Origin of the sequence: Arthrobacter sp. 7Tela_A1 (genome assembly GCF_049311065.1) — a bacterium.
Taxonomy (GTDB): domain Bacteria; phylum Actinomycetota; class Actinomycetes; order Actinomycetales; family Micrococcaceae; genus Arthrobacter_B.
Genome location: NZ_JAXIOO010000021.1, coordinates 1 through 15,138, shown reverse-complemented (window position 1 = coordinate 15,138; position 15,138 = coordinate 1). Strand labels below are relative to the sequence as shown.

16 protein-coding genes are annotated in these 15,138 nt (G+C 65.7%); 7 read left to right on the top strand and 9 right to left on the bottom strand.

Annotated features, from left to right (window positions below; all coding sequences use genetic code 11):
* The first annotated feature begins 84 nt into the window (after positions 1-84).
* The 3 genes from TVB01_RS10280 to pepN all read left to right on the top strand — a co-directional run bounded on the left by TVB01_RS10280 (position 85) and on the right by pepN (position 5,433).
* Positions 85-1,092 (top strand): YeiH family protein, encoded by a 1,008-nt coding sequence (locus TVB01_RS10280; protein ID WP_422455803.1) that lies wholly within the window; start codon positions 85-87, stop codon positions 1,090-1,092.
* A 71-nt stretch (positions 1,093-1,163) separates the two neighbouring features.
* On the top strand, positions 1,164-2,816 hold the full coding sequence (locus TVB01_RS10275) for a hypothetical protein (protein ID WP_422455802.1): 1,653 nt from the start codon (positions 1,164-1,166) through the stop codon (positions 2,814-2,816).
* Positions 2,817-2,820: 4 nt separating this feature from the next.
* Entirely contained in the window at positions 2,821-5,433 is a 2,613-nt protein-coding gene (gene pepN, locus TVB01_RS10270) for an aminopeptidase N (RefSeq protein ID WP_422455801.1), read from the top strand.
* Between the two features lie 41 nt (positions 5,434-5,474).
* Here the strand turns inward: pepN and TVB01_RS10265 are convergent, their stop codons facing one another.
* The 7 genes from TVB01_RS10265 to TVB01_RS10235 form a co-directional block, all read right to left on the bottom strand.
* A complete protein-coding gene (locus tag TVB01_RS10265; protein ID WP_422455800.1) occupies positions 5,475-5,807 on the bottom strand; it encodes a cupin domain-containing protein in 333 nt (110 codons plus the stop codon).
* Positions 5,808-5,853: 46 nt separating this feature from the next.
* The gene (locus TVB01_RS10260) at positions 5,854-6,924 is read right to left on the bottom strand and encodes a lipoate--protein ligase family protein (RefSeq protein WP_422455799.1); all 1,071 of its coding nucleotides are present in this window, start codon (positions 6,922-6,924) and stop codon (positions 5,854-5,856) included.
* Positions 6,925-7,027: 103 nt separating this feature from the next.
* Complete coding sequence (locus TVB01_RS10255; protein WP_422455798.1) at positions 7,028-7,285, bottom strand: type B 50S ribosomal protein L31; 258 nt, start codon at positions 7,283-7,285, stop codon at positions 7,028-7,030.
* A 140-nt stretch (positions 7,286-7,425) separates the two neighbouring features.
* The gene (locus TVB01_RS10250) at positions 7,426-8,292 is read right to left on the bottom strand and encodes a hypothetical protein (RefSeq protein ID WP_422455797.1); all 867 of its coding nucleotides are present in this window, start codon (positions 8,290-8,292) and stop codon (positions 7,426-7,428) included.
* An 87-nt stretch (positions 8,293-8,379) separates the two neighbouring features.
* Complete coding sequence (locus TVB01_RS10245) at positions 8,380-9,186, bottom strand: TrmH family RNA methyltransferase (RefSeq protein ID WP_422455796.1); 807 nt, start codon at positions 9,184-9,186, stop codon at positions 8,380-8,382.
* Positions 9,187-9,987, bottom strand: coding sequence for a sulfite exporter TauE/SafE family protein (locus tag TVB01_RS10240; RefSeq protein WP_422455795.1), 801 nt, complete (start codon positions 9,985-9,987; stop codon positions 9,187-9,189).
* A 12-nt stretch (positions 9,988-9,999) separates the two neighbouring features.
* Positions 10,000-10,788 carry an ABC transporter ATP-binding protein gene (locus TVB01_RS10235; RefSeq protein WP_422455794.1) on the bottom strand — a complete coding sequence of 263 codons (789 nt, stop codon included), beginning with the start codon at positions 10,786-10,788 and terminating at the stop codon, positions 10,000-10,002.
* Between the two features lie 116 nt (positions 10,789-10,904).
* Here TVB01_RS10235 and serB point away from each other — a divergent pair, with 116 nt between their 5' ends.
* Positions 10,905-11,819, top strand: coding sequence for a phosphoserine phosphatase SerB (serB, locus tag TVB01_RS10230; protein ID WP_422455793.1), 915 nt, complete (start codon positions 10,905-10,907; stop codon positions 11,817-11,819).
* A 2-nt stretch (positions 11,820-11,821) separates the two neighbouring features.
* Here serB and TVB01_RS10225 read toward each other — a convergent pair whose 3' ends face one another.
* Complete coding sequence (locus TVB01_RS10225; RefSeq protein WP_422455792.1) at positions 11,822-12,565, bottom strand: SDR family oxidoreductase; 744 nt, start codon at positions 12,563-12,565, stop codon at positions 11,822-11,824.
* A gap of 118 nt (positions 12,566-12,683) precedes the next feature.
* Positions 12,684-13,412: a beta-ketoacyl-ACP reductase gene (locus TVB01_RS10220; protein ID WP_422455791.1), complete on the bottom strand. Its 729-nt coding sequence runs from the start codon at positions 13,410-13,412 to the stop codon at positions 12,684-12,686.
* A 114-nt stretch (positions 13,413-13,526) separates the two neighbouring features.
* Here TVB01_RS10220 and TVB01_RS10215 point away from each other — a divergent pair, with 114 nt between their 5' ends.
* Genes TVB01_RS10215 through TVB01_RS10205 form a run of 3 tightly spaced genes read left to right on the top strand, consistent with a single transcriptional unit; the run spans position 13,527 to position 15,049 of the window.
* Positions 13,527-13,919 (top strand): DUF3099 domain-containing protein, encoded by a 393-nt coding sequence (locus TVB01_RS10215; RefSeq protein ID WP_422455790.1) that lies wholly within the window; start codon positions 13,527-13,529, stop codon positions 13,917-13,919.
* Positions 13,916-14,173, top strand: a complete 258-nt coding sequence (locus tag TVB01_RS10210; RefSeq protein WP_422455789.1) for a hypothetical protein — start codon at positions 13,916-13,918, stop codon at positions 14,171-14,173. The genes TVB01_RS10215 and TVB01_RS10210 overlap by 4 nt, the downstream gene beginning before the upstream one ends.
* The gene (locus TVB01_RS10205) at positions 14,174-15,049 is read left to right on the top strand and encodes an SURF1 family protein (RefSeq protein ID WP_422455788.1); all 876 of its coding nucleotides are present in this window, start codon (positions 14,174-14,176) and stop codon (positions 15,047-15,049) included. It begins immediately after the preceding gene.
* Positions 15,050-15,138: the final 89 nt, after the last annotated feature.

The following is a 15,138-nucleotide window of genomic DNA, read 5'->3' as shown; positions in this document are numbered from 1 at the left end:
GCCAAGTCTACCAACGGGCGCTCCGGGCGGTAACCGATCACAGCCGAGTTGGACCGCGGGGTCCAACTCATGAACAGTAAGACCATGCCGCAACCCGCCGTCCTCCGTAACCTGGCCCCCGGCTTCGCAGCCGCGGCTGTTGCCGTGCTGGCCGGCTACCTCCTCCACGGGCTGTTTTCCGGTATCCCGGTGCTCACCGCTGCCGTGGTGCTGGGCCTGCTGGCGGGCAATATTCCCGGCACCGGGTCATTGGTGGCAGGAAGCTGGCGGCCCGGACTCTCACTGGCTGCGAAGAGATTCCTCCGGCTGGGAATCGTCCTGCTGGGCCTCAAGGTCTCCCTGGTGGATATTGCCGGGCTCGGCTGGATATCCGTTGGACTCGTCATCGCCCTGGTCGGCTTTTCTTTCGCTGCCACGTGGGTCATCTGCCGGGTCTTCCGCCTGCCCGGTGAGGAGTCCGTTCTCGTCGCTGCCGGATTCTCGATCTGCGGTGTCTCCGCCGTCGGCGCTGTGGCCGCTGCCCGGGCGGTTCCCGCCGAGCGGACCGCTGTCCCGGCGGCCATGGTGACCCTGTGCGGAACCTTGGCCATCGCTGTGCTTCCCCTGCTGTCGGGCATGCTTGGCCTGTCCCCGGCGACCTTCGGGTTCCTCACCGGAGCATCGGTGCACGACGTTGGCCAGGTCGTCGCGACGGCCCAGACAGCGGGGCCCGCAGCCCTGGCCCTCGCCGTCGTCGTCAAGCTGGTCCGGGTGCTGATGCTCGCCCCGGTCAGTGCCCTGGCCGGACTCGACCACCGCCGGCGCAGCGGCGGAACCGGCATGTACCCTCCGCTCGTCCCGCTGTTCGTGGCGGGCTTCCTGGCCGCCGTGGTGCTCCGCACCACCGGGATACTGCCCGACGGAGTCCTCGACGCTGCTGCGGGTCTTCAGGAAGTGCTGTTCGCTGCCGCCCTCTTCGGACTCGGCGCATCCGTAAACCTCCGGCAGCTGGCACGGACGGGCGGCCCGGCAGTCGCCGCTTCGCTGGTGTCCTGGTCCGTCATCGTCGCCGGCGCGCTAATCCTGGCTGTCCTCCTGGTGCCCGCCCGCTGAGTATTGTCCCCAATGCCGCCTGCGCCTTAGGCTCGAGAATCTTTCGACCCACCCGGGCTGCCCGAGGGACCATGAGCCACACAGCACGCCAAGGACCTGTTGGCGGGTCCACACCAACCACCCGCGCCGCCGGGCTGCTGCCCCGCGCAGCCGGCCTGGCGTGGTGCGCGCTCATTCTGTGGCTGGTGCTGTCCAACCTTGTGGTGCCGTCCTACGGCTACTCCCGCTATGAGACGTGGGCTGCTGTCCTGGCAGGGGCCGCAGTGCTGGTCGCTGCGGCAGGCTGTCCCTGGCTGCTCGCCCGGCTTGATGCCGCACTGTCTTCGGTACGGTGGCTGCGGATACCGGCCGCGCTGCTGGGGTGGGCAGCGGTCTTCGCGGTGAGCGCGCGAGTGGCTGATGCGGTCAGGCTGCCCCCGGACTGGGACGCAGCTGCGATCTACTATTCCGGGACAGCGGTTTCCGAAGGGATACCCGAGGCAGCTGACCGGGATTATTTCGCGGTGAACCCCAACAACCTCCTGCTCATGCTGCTCCTGGGCAAGTACCTGGCAGCGGCAGAGTCCTCCGGTGCGGTGGACCTGCGGCAGTCAGTCGCCTACCTGAATGCCGCAGTGCTTTTCGCCGGCATGCTGCTGACGTATGCCTGCGGTTTGCTCTTCGGTGGAAAGCAGGTTGCCAGGCTGACCCTGGTTCCCTCGTTCATCCTGATTGCGCTTTCTCCCTGGCTGCCTGTCTTTTACTCGGATACGGCAGGGCTGCTGTTTCCCATCCTCATCCTGTGTCTGGTGGGGTTGGCTGAACGATCCCGGCTGCCCGTCCGGCTCCTGCTCTGGGCCGCCGCCGGGGCGGCTGCAGCCGTCGGCTACGGCATCAAACCACCAGTCCTGATCGCCCTGGCAGGCGCCGTGCTGGTGCTCCTGCTGTCCATCCGCCGCTCAAACTGGCGCCAGGACCTGCTGGCCGGCACGGCTGCCGCCGCACTTGCCGCAGCAGCCTTCGCGGGGACCAGCGCGGCAGTGGACAACTGGAAGGTGGCATCGGGCTTTCCCGCAGCGGGAACCGCGGACAGCCAGGCACTGCCCTTTACCCACTTCCTCAAGGTGGGAGCGCAGCAGTATCCAGGACCTCACGGGGATTACTACGGTGCATACAACGAAGACGACCGGACCACCACCCTGGCGGTCCAGGATCCCCAGGAACGGTTCAACGCAGGGCTGGAGGCATACGCGGAACGGGTTGAGTCCATGGGGCCGGTCGGGTACGCAGGCTTCCTGAACGCGAAACTGCGCTGGATCACCGGCGACGGATCCTTCTTCAGCTGGGGTGAAGGCAGCATGGACGCGAACGCTTTCCTGGCCGGGGACGGTTTCAGCCGCTGGGTCCAGGACTTCTACGGCCCGGGGCGTCCGGGTTTCGGGTTCCTTCTCTCGGTGTGGCAGGGCACCTGGTTCCTTCTGCTGGGGTTGTGCGGCGCGGCACTGTTCCTCCGGACAGAACGGCTCCAGGCGCTGGGGCCGGTAATTGCCAGGCTGTGCCTGCTGGGCTTGCTGGTGTTCCTGATGTTTTCTGAAGGACGGGCGCGCTTCCTGTACCTCTATGTGCCGTACTTCATTGTCCTGGGATCTCTGTCGCTGCAGGCTGCCGGAGAACTGGCCGGGCGCACCTGGCGGCGGCGTGCCCGGCGTGCGCCTGCGGATCCGTCACCCGAGATGGTTGAATGAACGGGTGTCGAACCAAAACCTGCGCCGCGATGAAGCTGCTGCCCGCTCCCGCCTGCTGACCGTCGAGTCCTACGACGTCGAACTGGACCTGGGGAATGCCGCTGACCCGGCGGCACCCGGCTTCCGTTCCAGAAGCACCATCCACTTCACCTGCAGCGAATCCGCGGCCTCGACTTTCGTGGATTTCATCCACGGCGGGGTCCAGGCCGTCGTCGTGAACGGGAAAGCCTACGATCCCGCGGAAACCGTGACGGGTTCCCGGATCGAACTTCGCAACCTCCAAGCCGGGATCAACACTGTGAGCATTGAAGGCACCGCCCTTTACAGCCGCAGCGGCGAGGGCCTGCACCGCTTCACGGATCCTGCCGACGGAAAGACCTACCTGTACACGCAGTACGAACCCGCGGACGCCCGGCGGGTGTTTGCGAACTTTGAACAGCCGGATTTGAAGGCTTCATTCACTTTCCATGTCACGGCGCCGTCGGACTGGGAAGTCGCTTCCAACGGTGTGGAAGCGGCGCGTACCCCTTTGGGCGACGGGACGCTGAGCCGCTGGGACTTCTCCCCCACCCAACGCATTTCCACGTACATCACCTGTGTGCTGGCCGGCGGCTACTTCAAGGCCACTGATCTCTGGAGCGCCGTCCTGGACGACGGCACCGAACTCGTGGTTCCGCTGGCTGCGTACTGCCGGGCGTCCATGGCGGAGCATTTCGATCCGGAGAACATCTTTGACACGACCAAGCGCGGGCTGGATTTCTTCCACCGCCTGTTCGCCTATCCGTACCCCTTCGGGAAGTATGACCAGGCCTTCGTTCCGGAATACAACCTTGGAGCGATGGAGAATCCCGGGCTGGTGACCTTTACCGAGGCCTATCTCTTCCGCACCAAGGCGACCGAGGCCCAGTACGAGGCCCGGGCCAACACCATCCTGCACGAAATGGCGCACATGTGGTTCGGCGACCTGGTGACCATGCGGTGGTGGGATGACCTGTGGCTGAAAGAATCCTTTGCTGACTACATGGGTGCCCTGGCCGTCGACGAGGCAACCGGCTGGACGAACTCCTGGGTGAGCTTCGCCAACCGGCGCAAGGCCTGGGCCTATGTGCAGGACCAGCTGCCGACGACCCACCCCATCGTCGCCGACATTCCCGACCTCGAAGCGGCAAAACAGAACTTCGACGGCATCACCTACGCCAAGGGCGCTTCAGTGCTCAAGCAATTGGTCGCCTACGTGGGTTTCGAGGCATTCATCGAAGCATCCCGGACCTACTTCTACCGGCATGCCTACGGAAACACGACCCTGGAGGACCTCCTCGATGTCCTCAGCAGCGCCTCGGGCCGCGACATGCGGCTCTGGTCCCGCCAATGGCTCCAGACCGCAGGCGTGCCGGTTCTGGAGGTTGAAGCGGAGACCGGTGCTGACGGAACCTACAGCTCGGTAATCGTGCATCAGGATGCGCCTGATCCGGTCAGCGGAGAGCAGGTGCCGCGGCCCCACCGCGTCCGGCTGGGCTCCTACGGTTTCACGTCCGACGGCTGGCTCGAGCGGACGGGAGTGGTGGAGCTCGACGTCGTTGGCCGGCACACGCCGGTTCCGGAACTGGTGGGCACCGAGCCGCCCGCGCTGCTGCTGCCCAACGACGGTGACCTCACCTACGCCAAGATCCGGTTCGACACCGCGTCCCTGGCCACCGTGCTGGAAGTCCTTCCCCGGCTGCGGGATCCGCTGGCGCGGGCTATCACCCTCTCTGCCTTGTGGAACAGTGTTCGCGACGGCCTGCTCTCCGCCCGCGACTACGTACGCCTGGTGATCCGGACGGCTCCGTCAGAACCCGGGGCGGGTGTCCTGCAGGCACTCCTGGACAATGCCCGGTACGCAGTGGAGCGTTATGCGCCGGCCGAGATTCGGGACGAAGTGCGCGAACAGCTTTTCGAGGCGGTCAGCGGCCAGCTCGCAGAGGCGCCCGGCGGTACCGACCGGCAGCTGATTCTGGCTCGGACCGCGGCGGCATTGGGCCGCCACAGCACCAGCCACAACGAACTTCTGCGCGGACTGCTCTCGGGAAGCGTTGCCTATCCGGGGCTGGCCGTGGACCCGGACCTGCGTTGGCGGCTCTGGCAGGCGCTTTCAGCCACCGGATCGGCCGGTCCCGAGGAACTCAAGGCGGAACTGGCCGGGGACAACACTGCCGCGGGACGCGTCGGATACACGGTGGCCGCCGCGGCGATTCCCGATCCCCGGGTCAAGGCAGAAGCCTGGCAGCGGGCCGTGCACACCGTAGAGCTCTCGAATGAGCTGCTCTCCGCCACGATTGAAGGAATCACCCTCGGCGGGCATGAGCTGCTGGACGGTTACGTCAGCGATTACTTTGCTTCCCTCGAATCAGTGTGGTCCAGCCGCAGCATCGAGCTCGCCTCCCGCGTGGTCGCCGGCCTCTATCCCGGGGCACAGGATCTCCCCCTGCACACTGTTCCCGCCGACCATCCGGTCCTGGCGCTCAGCCAGGAATGGCTTGAGCTCAATCCGGAAGCACCGGCGGCACTTCGAAGGATCGTGATCGAACAGCAGGACCATCTCCTGAGGTCCCTCCGCGCCCAGGCGGCTGCGCGCTGACCGCGGACAGCCGGAAACAGCCGGACTGCCGAGGTAACAGCCTAGGGGTGTTTGGCCACAGTGAGCAGGAAGGCCGAGTCCTCGAGGGCGGTCACGGCGTGCCTGGCCTGGGGAACTATCAGAAGGTCACCGGCGGAACCTTCCCAGTCAGTGCCCTCGGAGCTGAGGCTTAACCGTCCCTTGAGCACCATGACCGTGGCCTCGCCGGGGTTTTCGTGTTCGTCCAGGACGAAGCCGGCTGCCAGGGTGATGACCGTCTGGCGGAGGATGTGCTCGTGCCCGCCGTAGACAGTGGCGGAACTGCGGCCGGACGAAGCCTGCCGGGCGGTTTCCAGGTGGTTTCTGACAAGCGCCGTCAGCGACTTCTTTTCCATGCTCGGCAGTCTAGGGGGCGGCGGACGCCCGGCGGTATAGGGGCCGCTACGGGACCCTGGTGATCCACTCCGAAGTGTTGAACTTCTGCTCCACCTTTTCCTTTGCGCGCGCCATCTCCGTGTCGGTGATGCCGGTGGTTTTGGCTCCGTAGCGCTCGGTGAAGGTCTGCATCATGGTGTCGATGATTTCTTCCCGGCTGAGTCCGGTCTGCCGCCGGAGCGGGTCCACCCGCTTCTTCGCGCTGCGGGTTCCCTTGTCGGAGAGCTTCTCCTTGCCGATCCGCAGGACCTGGACCATTTTGTCGGCGTCGATGTCATAGGACATCGTGACGTGGTGGAGCATCCCGCCGGAGCTCAGCCGCTTCTGTGCGGCCCCGCCGATCTTGCCCTGGTCCGTGGCGATGTCGTTCAGGGGCTGGTACCAGGCCTTGATGCCCAGCCGCTCCAGGGACTCCATGACCCACGCGTCGAGGAACGGGTAGGAATCGGCGAAGCTCAGCCCATCCACGAGTGACTGCGGAACGTAGAGCGAATAGGTAATCGCGTTGCCGTGCTCCATGAACATGGCTCCGCCGCCGCTGATCCGCCGAACGACTGTGACGCCGTGCCGTTCGGCGCCGTCGGGATCCACTTCGTTGCGCAGCGACTGGAAGCTGCCGATCACTACGGACGGGGTTTCCCATTCCCAGAACCGCAGGGTGGGGTTCCGCAGACCGGCACCGACCTCCTCGGTCAGGACCTCGTCCATGGCGACGTGCATATGGGTGGACAGGGGGGTGGGAGGAATGATTTCCCACTCGTGGTCTGCCCAGCCGGTGGCTTTCGCCAGTGCCCGCCGGACGGTAATGGCCACGGCCTCCGGAGAGAAACCGAACAGGACGGCGTCAGGGTGCAGGCTCGAACGGACCGCCAAGGCAATCTGCTCCGCAGTGCTGTCCGCCGGCAATCCGGTGAGGGCGCGGTTGATGTCTTCCAGGGCATCGTCCGGCTCCAGGAAGAAGTCTCCGCTGAGCGAGACGGAATCCAGGACTCCGTCCCGTACCTCGAGGTCCACCACGACCAGTTTGCCGCCGGGCACTTTGTACTCCCCGTGCCGGGACTCCTGCTGTTCACTCATGGCGGGTCCCTGCTGGAATGTCTCTGGATGACAAACCGCTCGGGCCGGCCGCACCATCGGGGACGGACCTTTCAATACTAAGCTGCAGCAAAGAAGTGCGTTGTTACTTCTTGCCGCCGAAGCCCTTGAAGCGTGCGTTGAAGCGCTCGACACGGCCGGCGGAGTCCATGATGCGCTGCTTGCCCGTGTAGAACGGGTGCGATGCGGAGGAGATTTCCACCTCGATGAGGGGGTAGGTGTTGCCGTCTTCCCACTCGATCGTCTTGGCGGACGTAGCCGTGGAGTTGGTCAGGAACGCGGTGTCGGACGCGAGATCGCGGAAGACTGCCGGGGCGTACTTGGGGTGGATATCAGACTTCACAGTAATACCTTCTTTAGGTGACTGGATTTTGCCAGGCACGATGGGGTTCAAAAGCTTGGACGGCCAGTTGGCCAACAATCAATGTTAGCGCAAGGCCGGCCCATATGCCGAAAACACGGCAGACAGGTTCTTCCCCCACTTTAGCGCGGCTGCGTGCTTGCCGCCCAGCCGGTGATTTTTGCCCTGATGGCGGATTCGATTCCGCGGGTCTTGCCGACGTACTCAATGGCCAGGGGCCGGTAAAGGTCATCGAGAACCAGCACCAGAGAACCGGTGAAGTCCCCCGGTTCATCGGCTTCAACCATCGCGGTGAGGCGGGTTGCCGGCGTCCCGTCGTAAACGGCGTCGTACTCGACGGCCGCCGGATTCGCGGATTCAAGCAGGCCGCGCACCCGGTCCGGATTGCTGGTCAGCTCGGCCGCGTCAACCAGGACGGCGGCGTAGGCCTCCTCCGGGCTGCCGGAGGCATTCGCCGTTACGGATGCATTCTCCCCGGTACGCAGGGTCCTGACGCCGCCGTCCACCGTGATTTCGAGCGATTTGTCAGCGCTGGTGAGTTCCATGGCGAAGTCCGGGCTGGTGGAGAATTCCATGCTGTACGTTCCGGGCGGGAGCCAGCTGGCCGTCGTGGAGACGCTCTGCGCGGCACCGGTGCCGGCGACCATGGCCGCAGCCAGGCAGTCCCCGGACTGGTCGGAGGGGAAAGGCCGGGGATCCCGCTGCAGCAGCCACTGGCAGGCATCCTGGACGTCCTGTGCCATGGAGGCCTGCGAGCCGCTGACCCCAACACTCATCGTCTCCGTGGGAGAGGGCGAAGGTTCCGGTTCAGCTGTACGGATCCGTGGCTGCTGCGGAGCGGGGGTTACGGCCGGGGCAGCAGTCGCCTCCGCGGTCCGGCGGGCAACCTGCTCAGCTGTGGGTCCGCAGGCCGCCGCAGCCGGCGCCAGCAGCGCAGCAAGGAAAACGGCCGCAAGGCGCCGGCTGTACGGGATAGCGCGTCTGGACATGGAATGGACCCTGTGCTCGCCGGAGGTACCGCATCGTGCACGGCCCAGTGTTGCACCGGCAGCCCGGGAACAGAACAGCAGGGGGAACTAAGGGACCCGGCACTCCCAAAATGCCACGGCGCTGGCAGCAGCGACGTTCAGGGAATCCACGCCGCCCTGCATGGGGATGCGGACCGTTACGTCGACTTCTGCCAGCGTGCTGCGGGAAAGTCCATCCCCTTCTGTTCCCAGGACCAGGGCAAGTTTGTCGTGGTGCTGCGCACCCAGTTCCTCCAAGGTCAGGGAATCGTCCTGCAAGGCCAGCGCGGCGGTCACGAATCCGGCGGCACGCAGGCGCGGAAGTACACCGGGCCAGTCCGTCAGGCGCAGCCACGGGACCTGGAACACCGTGCCCATGCTCACCCGAATGGACCGGCGGTAGAGAGGGTCGGCGCACTGCGGGCTGACCAGCACCGCATCAACGCCAAGGGCAGCTGCGGAACGGAAGATCGCGCCAATGTTCGTGTGGTCCACGATGTCTTCCAGGATCGCCACGCGCCGGGCGGAGGCCAGAACGGGTTCCAGTTCCAGCGGGGCGGGGCGGTGCATGGCCGCCATGGCACCGCGGTGGAGGTGGAAACCCGTGATTGACTCGAGAATCTCCGGGGTGCCGACAAACGCGGGAACGCCGGGGAAACGGTCCAGGATGTCCTGCAGGTCCGGCAGCCATTTTTCAGCCAGGAAGAATGAACGCGGGAGGTGCCCCGCCTCAACCGCCCGGCGCAGGACCTTGGAGGATTCCGCAATGTACATGCCTTCTGCGGGCTCCCGGAGGCGGCGCAGCGAAGTGTCTGTCAGTCGGGTGTAGTCGCTGACACGGGGGTCATCGGCTGATTCAAGATGGATAACGCTCACTTAGAAAACCATAATCCAGAGTGCGACGAGCCCCAGCAGCACGATCACGGTGCGCAACGCAACGGGGTGGAGCCGCCGCCCGACCGCGGCACCCACGAACCCGCCGATCAGGGATCCCACGGCGATGAGGGCCACCACGGGCCAGACGATGCGGTCGAAGGCAAAAAGCAGGTAAGACGCCGCTGCCACCAGGTTCACTCCGAGGACAAGAATGTTCTTGACGGCGTTCGCGTTCTGGAGTGTCCCGTGCAGGAAGATCCCGAGGATGCCGACCAGCAGGATGCCCTGCGCGGCCACGAAGTAGCCTCCATAGACTCCGGCGAGGTAGATCAGCACCGTCAGCGTCCACGACGGACGGGCGGGACCCTGCCTCAGTGTCCCGGGCCCCGTGTCCCTGGCGGCGCGTTCCCTCACCCAGGACTGCAGCTTGGGCTGGAAGACGACAAAGAACAGGGCCAGCACAATCAGGAACGGCGCCACGGTCCCGAAGACATCCTCGGGCAGGTGCAGCAGCAGCCAGGCGCCGGTGATGCCGCCGAGGACCGACGCCGGCAGCAGGCGCAGCAGTGTGCCGCCGAGCCCGGACAATTCCCTGCGGTATCCCCAGGAGCCGGCCACATTGCCGGCGATCAGGCCCATGGCATTGGAAATGGTCGCGGCAACCGGTGCATAGCCCAGGGCCACGAGCACCGGGAAGGTCACCAGCGTTCCGGAACCCACAATGGCGTTGATGGTTCCGGCCCAGAGACCGGCAAAGAGGACCAGGGCGTCATGAAGCCACCCTGCCGAAGACAGGAACATGGTTGGGTCTGGCTAGCGGCGCGCTGTGGCGGTGTACCGGCCCGACGCATCCCGCAGGACGGACAGCGGCAGGTCAAACGCCTTGCTCAGGTGGTCTTCGGTGAAAACGGACCCGATCTCGCCTGCGGCGACGACGGCGCCGTCTCGCATCAGCAGCGCGTGGGTGAAGCCCGGGGGTACTTCCTCAAGATGATGCGTGACCAGCACGATGGCCGGCGCTTCCTCGTCGGCAGCCAGGTTGGCCAGGCGCTCCACAAGGTCTTCCCGGCCGGCAAGGTCCAGGCCGGCCGCGGGTTCATCGAGGAGCAGCAGTTCAGGATCCGTCATCAGCGCACGGGCGATCTGGACACGCTTGCGTTCGCCCTCGCTGAGCGAGGAGAAGCGGCGGTTGATGTACGTGGACATTCCCCAGTCGTGCAGCAGGCGGAAGGCGCGGCGCTCGTCGAGCTTTTCGTACTTCTCACGCCAGCGGCCGGTCATGCCGTAGGCCGCGGTCAGGACTACGTTAAGGACGGTTTCATGCTCCGGAATCTGGTTGGCCAGCGCGGCGGACGCGAGCCCAATGCGGGGACGCAGTTCGAAGACGTCCACGGCGCCGAGGACTTCCTCCAGGATTCCGGCCATGCCGCGGGTGGGGTGCATCCGGCCGCCGGCAATCTGCAGCAGCGTAGTTTTGCCGGCTCCGTTGGGTCCCATGATGACCCAGCGCTCCCCTTCCCTCACCTGCCAGTCAACGCCGTCCAAGAGGGTTTTTCCGCCCCGGACGACACTTACTCCGGCAAATTCAAGAACATCACTCATAGCAGTAGACACTAGGCTAAAGAAAGGCGCGTTGGCGAAACGCGACGCCGCCGCATGTCCGACCGGCCGTGTCCACCCACCGGCCGCTCCCCGCCGCACGCAGAACGGAACCCCGCATGTCCCCCGAAGCATCTCCGGAATACAGCGTCGTCAGCTATGGGCGCGAGCTCGCTGACGCTTATCTGGCCGGTGTCCAGAAGGCCGTCATGGCCGCAGGCGCTCGAATCGTTGAGCTGGAAAACGCTGAAGGGGACGGCTATGTGGTCTCGAAACTGTTTGTAACGTACGACGGCGGGCTGCAGGCACTGCGCCTGGCCGTCGCCTCTGCAGCCGCCGCGGCGCTGGACGGCGGTGCGGCGCCCGCCCAGAGCGCCGTCGTACCCGCTTCCCTGATCGAGCCGGGGCGCAAGCTGCTGGTGATGGATGTTGACTCCACGCTGATCAAGCAGGAAGTCATCGAACTTCTTGCCGCACACGCGGGCCGGGAAGCCGAAGTAGCCGCCGTGACCGAAGCCGCCATGCGCGGCGAGCTGGATTTTGCCCAGAGCCTGCATGCGCGGGTCAAGACACTGGCCGGGCTGCCGGAATCCGTGATTGCCGAGGTAGGGAACAGGATTGAACTCTCCGACGGCGCCGAAGCCCTCGTGAAGGCCTTCCTGTCGGCGGGACACGCCGTCGCCGTGGTTTCGGGAGGATTCAACCAGGTGCTGGCTCCGCTCGCGCGGCGGCTGGAGCTGACCTTCGCCCGCGCCAATGAGCTGGGGATCGAGGACGGTGTCCTGACCGGTGAGGTAACCGGCCGCGTGGTGGACCGTGCGGTGAAGGCGCAGTCCCTTCGCGAATGGGCTGCTGAGCTGGGGATCCGCGAAGACCGGACGATCGCCGTGGGCGACGGCGCGAACGACCTGGACATGCTTGCGGCGGCCGCACTGGGCGTGGCTTTCAATGCCAAGCCGGCTGTGCAGGCCGCCGCTGATGCCGTGCTGAACCTGCCCGGACTGGACGTGGTTCAGCACTTCGCGAAGCTGTAGGACTAGGCGCCGAGGTAGTCCGCTCCGCCCACGTACTCGGTGTGCCCGGTGGGGACATCGGCGAGGGCCATGCGGGCTACCTCGGCGGCGAACTCTTCAACCGAGTACAGCCGCCCGGCCTCTTCCCGGCGTGCTTCGATGGCGCCGGGGTTGGCGCGGTCCAGCAGTGTGGCCGTGACCGTGCCTTCGATCATGTCGCCGGAGACCACCACAAGGGTGATTCCCTTTTCTTCCAGTTCAGGGATCCTGGCGCGCAGGGCGTCCTCCCCCGCACGCTTGCTGCGGGCCACCGGCTCGTACTCCGGCATGGTGGGGACCGTATTGATGAAGTGGGCCTGGTGGCTGGTGACGAAGACCACCCGTGAACCAGGCTTCATGTGTTCGGCGGCCGCCGTGAGCATGTTGACCTGGGCGTCGCGGTTGAGTTTGAGGGCGTAGTCGTCCCCGAGACCGGTTTCCATGCCGCCGGAGGCGTTCAGGACCAGCACGTCCAGTGTGCCGAAGGATTCCAGGGCGGCGTCCACGAGGGCAACGGGCCCTTCCGGGGAGGTGAGGTCAGCGCCTACGGCGACGGCGCGGCCGCCCGCAGCTTCGATCCCCGCCACAACCTTGTTGGCCCGCGGTGCCTTCTGCCGGTAGTTGACCACCACTGCGGCACCCTCCGCGGCGAGCAGCTTGGCTGCCTCCGCTCCGATACCGCGGGATGACCCGGTGACGATTGCGGCTTTGCCCTCTAGCTGGCCCATGGATACTCCTTTGTGGAAGGTGACTAAACTCTGCAGCGCTGGATCTTATCCTTCCAGCCCGGATGCCGCCGCGCGTTGGTGGAAACCTCCAAGGAATCCCCGGCGCCCAGTGTCGCGCCTAGTGCCCCATGCCCAAGCCGCCGTCGACAGGAATCACGGCGCCGGAGATGTAGCCGGCCTCGGGGCCTGCGATCCAGCGGACCACCCCGGCGACCTCCTCGGGATCCGCGAAACGGCCCGCCGGGATGGAGGAGAGGTAGCTCTTCTGGGTGTCTTCAGGCAGTGCGCGGGTCATATCCGTGTCGATAAATCCGGGGGCCACCACGTTGGCCGTGATGTTGCGGGAGCCGAGTTCGCGGGTGAGCGAGCGGGCGATTCCGATCAGACCGGCCTTGGACGCGGCGTAGTTGACCTGGCCCGGGGAACCGTAGAGCCCCACCACCGAGGAAATGAGCACGACCCGCCCCCGGCGAAGCTTCAGCATGCCCTTGGAAGCCCGCTTGACCACCCGGAACGCACCGGTGAGGTTGGTGTCCACGACGTCGGTGAAATCGTCTTCGCTCATGCGCAGCAGCAGCGTGTCCCTGGTGATGCCGGCGTTGGCGATGAGCACTTCCACCGGACCGTGGGCGGCCTCCACTTCCGTGAAGGCGGCATCAACCGACGCCATATCCGTCACATCGGCCTTGACGCCGAGCATGCCTTCGGGGACTTCTCCGCTTCGGTAGGTGATGGCAACCTTGTCCCCTGCTTCAACGAACGCCTTCGCGATGGCCAGGCCAATTCCGCGGTTCCCTCCCGTGACGAGGACGCTTCGGCCGGTGGGGGTCTGGGAATCGTTGTGCACGCAGAATCCTTACGCTGGGGGGCGGGTTGCTTGAGCAACGATCCTATCGGCGCCGGGGGCAACTTCAAGAACACTGCCGTCAGTGAGACAATGGGGAAACTTGTTTGGAGAGTGATGATAAAGGGACTCAAGAAGGCCGGCGGCGGTATTCCGCGGATTACGGACGCCCGTACGGCGCACACAGATGAGATGCATTCGCGCATGGTCAAGTACACCGTGTCGATGAGCATCCGCATGGTCTGCCTTTTCCTGCTCTTTTTTGTCCATGGCTGGATGATGTGGGTGGTGATCGTGGGCGCCGTCGTGCTGCCCTGGTTCGCCGTCGTCATCGCCAACGGCGGCAGCGACACCCGGAACATGGACGCTGCGGATTCCCCGTATACGGACGCTCCCGCCCCCGCCCTGGAAGCGCGTGCTCCCCAGGCGCAGGACTCTCCCGAGACGACCGTCCTCTCCGGCGAAATCATTGACGACGACGGCACGGACGGCCGGAGCGCCTCCGCATGAACCTGCTGGACCAACTGTCCGGAGGCCCCGGAGCCGAAGACCGCGCCCGCTGTTCCCGCAAGGGTTGCCGGGCGGACGCAGTGTGGCAGCTGCTGTGGAACAATCCGCGGATCCATCCGCCGGAGCGCCGCAAGATCTGGCTGGCCTGCGAAGAGCACCGCGGCTGGCTGCAGGAATACCTGCAGGCCCGTTCCCTCTGGAAAGAAACACTGCCCCTTCCCGGGGCCCCGGTTAGCGAAAGCGACAACGCCTAGATGTACAAGTTCCTCCTTTCCAGCCGCTGGCTTGGCTGGTTTGCCCTCGTCTGCGCGCTGGCCGCAATCTGCGCCTTCCTCGGGACGTGGCAGCTGGAGCGCAGGGACGCCATCAAGGAGGACATCGGCTGGGTGGAAACCAATTACTCCGCCGATCCCGTTCCGTTTGCCGAAGCTGCCCGCTACTTCGAAGAGTTCGACCCGTCAGCGGAGTGGCTGCCGGTGGAAATGACCGGTGTCTATGACACGGCCAATCAGAGGATTGTGCGTAACCGGCCACTGAACGGCCGTCCGGGCTACGAAGTCCTGGTGCCCTTGAAGCTGGAAGACGGAACAGCCGTTGCCATCAACCGGGGCTGGCTGGCCATCGGCAATAACGAAGCCGGGTGGCCGGATGAGATTCCCGCCGCACCGGAGGGCGAAGTGACCGTGACGGCCCGCATCAAGCCTGCGGAACCGGCGTTGCTGCGCGGCGCTCCTGCCGGCCAGCTCGCTTCCATCGACCTGGCGGAGTATGAATCCCAGCTCGGCTATCCCCTGGAACAGGCTGCCTATGCCCTGATGGACACCGAGGATCCCGCGCCGGAGACCCGTCCGCAGGCTGCTCCCAAGCCGTCCCTGGACGAAGGTCCGCATCTCTCGTACGCCCTGCAGTGGTACGCCTTCGGGCTGCTGTTTTTTGTGGGGCTGGGATATGCGGCCCGTCAGGAAGCCTGGAACCGGATCGAATCCGGCGAGGACGAGGAGTGGGAAGACGACGACGACGAGCTGCACTCCGCGGCGCCGGTACCGCGTCGGACCCGCCCGGTCCGGAAGCGCCGGGGACCCACGGGCGAAGAGGAAGAGGACGCTCTCCTGGACTCCCAGGGTTTCTAGCCTCGCAGGGTTTCTAGCTCCGGCAGGTCCTCCCCGGCGGCTGCGCGCACCGGGAAACCCCCCCAGCGGGGCGGGCGGCGCCCCCGCGC

Excerpts from the sequence above, each read along its gene's own strand:
- TVB01_RS10225 (WP_422455792.1), bottom strand. The coding sequence starts at position 12,565 with ATGGGCCAGCTAGAGGGCAAAGCCGCAATCGTCACCGGGTCATCCCGC.
- TVB01_RS10280 (WP_422455803.1), top strand. The coding sequence starts at position 85 with ATGCCGCAACCCGCCGTCCTCCGTAACCTGGCCCCCGGCTTCGCAGCC.
- TVB01_RS10205 (WP_422455788.1), top strand. The coding sequence starts at position 14,174 with ATGTACAAGTTCCTCCTTTCCAGCCGCTGGCTTGGCTGGTTTGCCCTC.
- serB (WP_422455793.1), top strand. The coding sequence starts at position 10,905 with ATGTCCCCCGAAGCATCTCCGGAATACAGCGTCGTCAGCTATGGGCGC.
- TVB01_RS10235 (WP_422455794.1), bottom strand. The coding sequence starts at position 10,788 with ATGAGTGATGTTCTTGAATTTGCCGGAGTAAGTGTCGTCCGGGGCGGA.
- TVB01_RS10275 (WP_422455802.1), top strand. The coding sequence starts at position 1,164 with ATGAGCCACACAGCACGCCAAGGACCTGTTGGCGGGTCCACACCAACC.
- TVB01_RS10215 (WP_422455790.1), top strand. The coding sequence starts at position 13,527 with ATGATAAAGGGACTCAAGAAGGCCGGCGGCGGTATTCCGCGGATTACG.
- TVB01_RS10210 (WP_422455789.1), top strand. The coding sequence starts at position 13,916 with ATGAACCTGCTGGACCAACTGTCCGGAGGCCCCGGAGCCGAAGACCGC.
- TVB01_RS10260 (WP_422455799.1), bottom strand. The coding sequence starts at position 6,924 with ATGAGTGAACAGCAGGAGTCCCGGCACGGGGAGTACAAAGTGCCCGGC.
- TVB01_RS10240 (WP_422455795.1), bottom strand. The coding sequence starts at position 9,987 with ATGTTCCTGTCTTCGGCAGGGTGGCTTCATGACGCCCTGGTCCTCTTT.
- TVB01_RS10250 (WP_422455797.1), bottom strand. The coding sequence starts at position 8,292 with ATGTCCAGACGCGCTATCCCGTACAGCCGGCGCCTTGCGGCCGTTTTC.
- TVB01_RS10265 (WP_422455800.1), bottom strand. The coding sequence starts at position 5,807 with ATGGAAAAGAAGTCGCTGACGGCGCTTGTCAGAAACCACCTGGAAACC.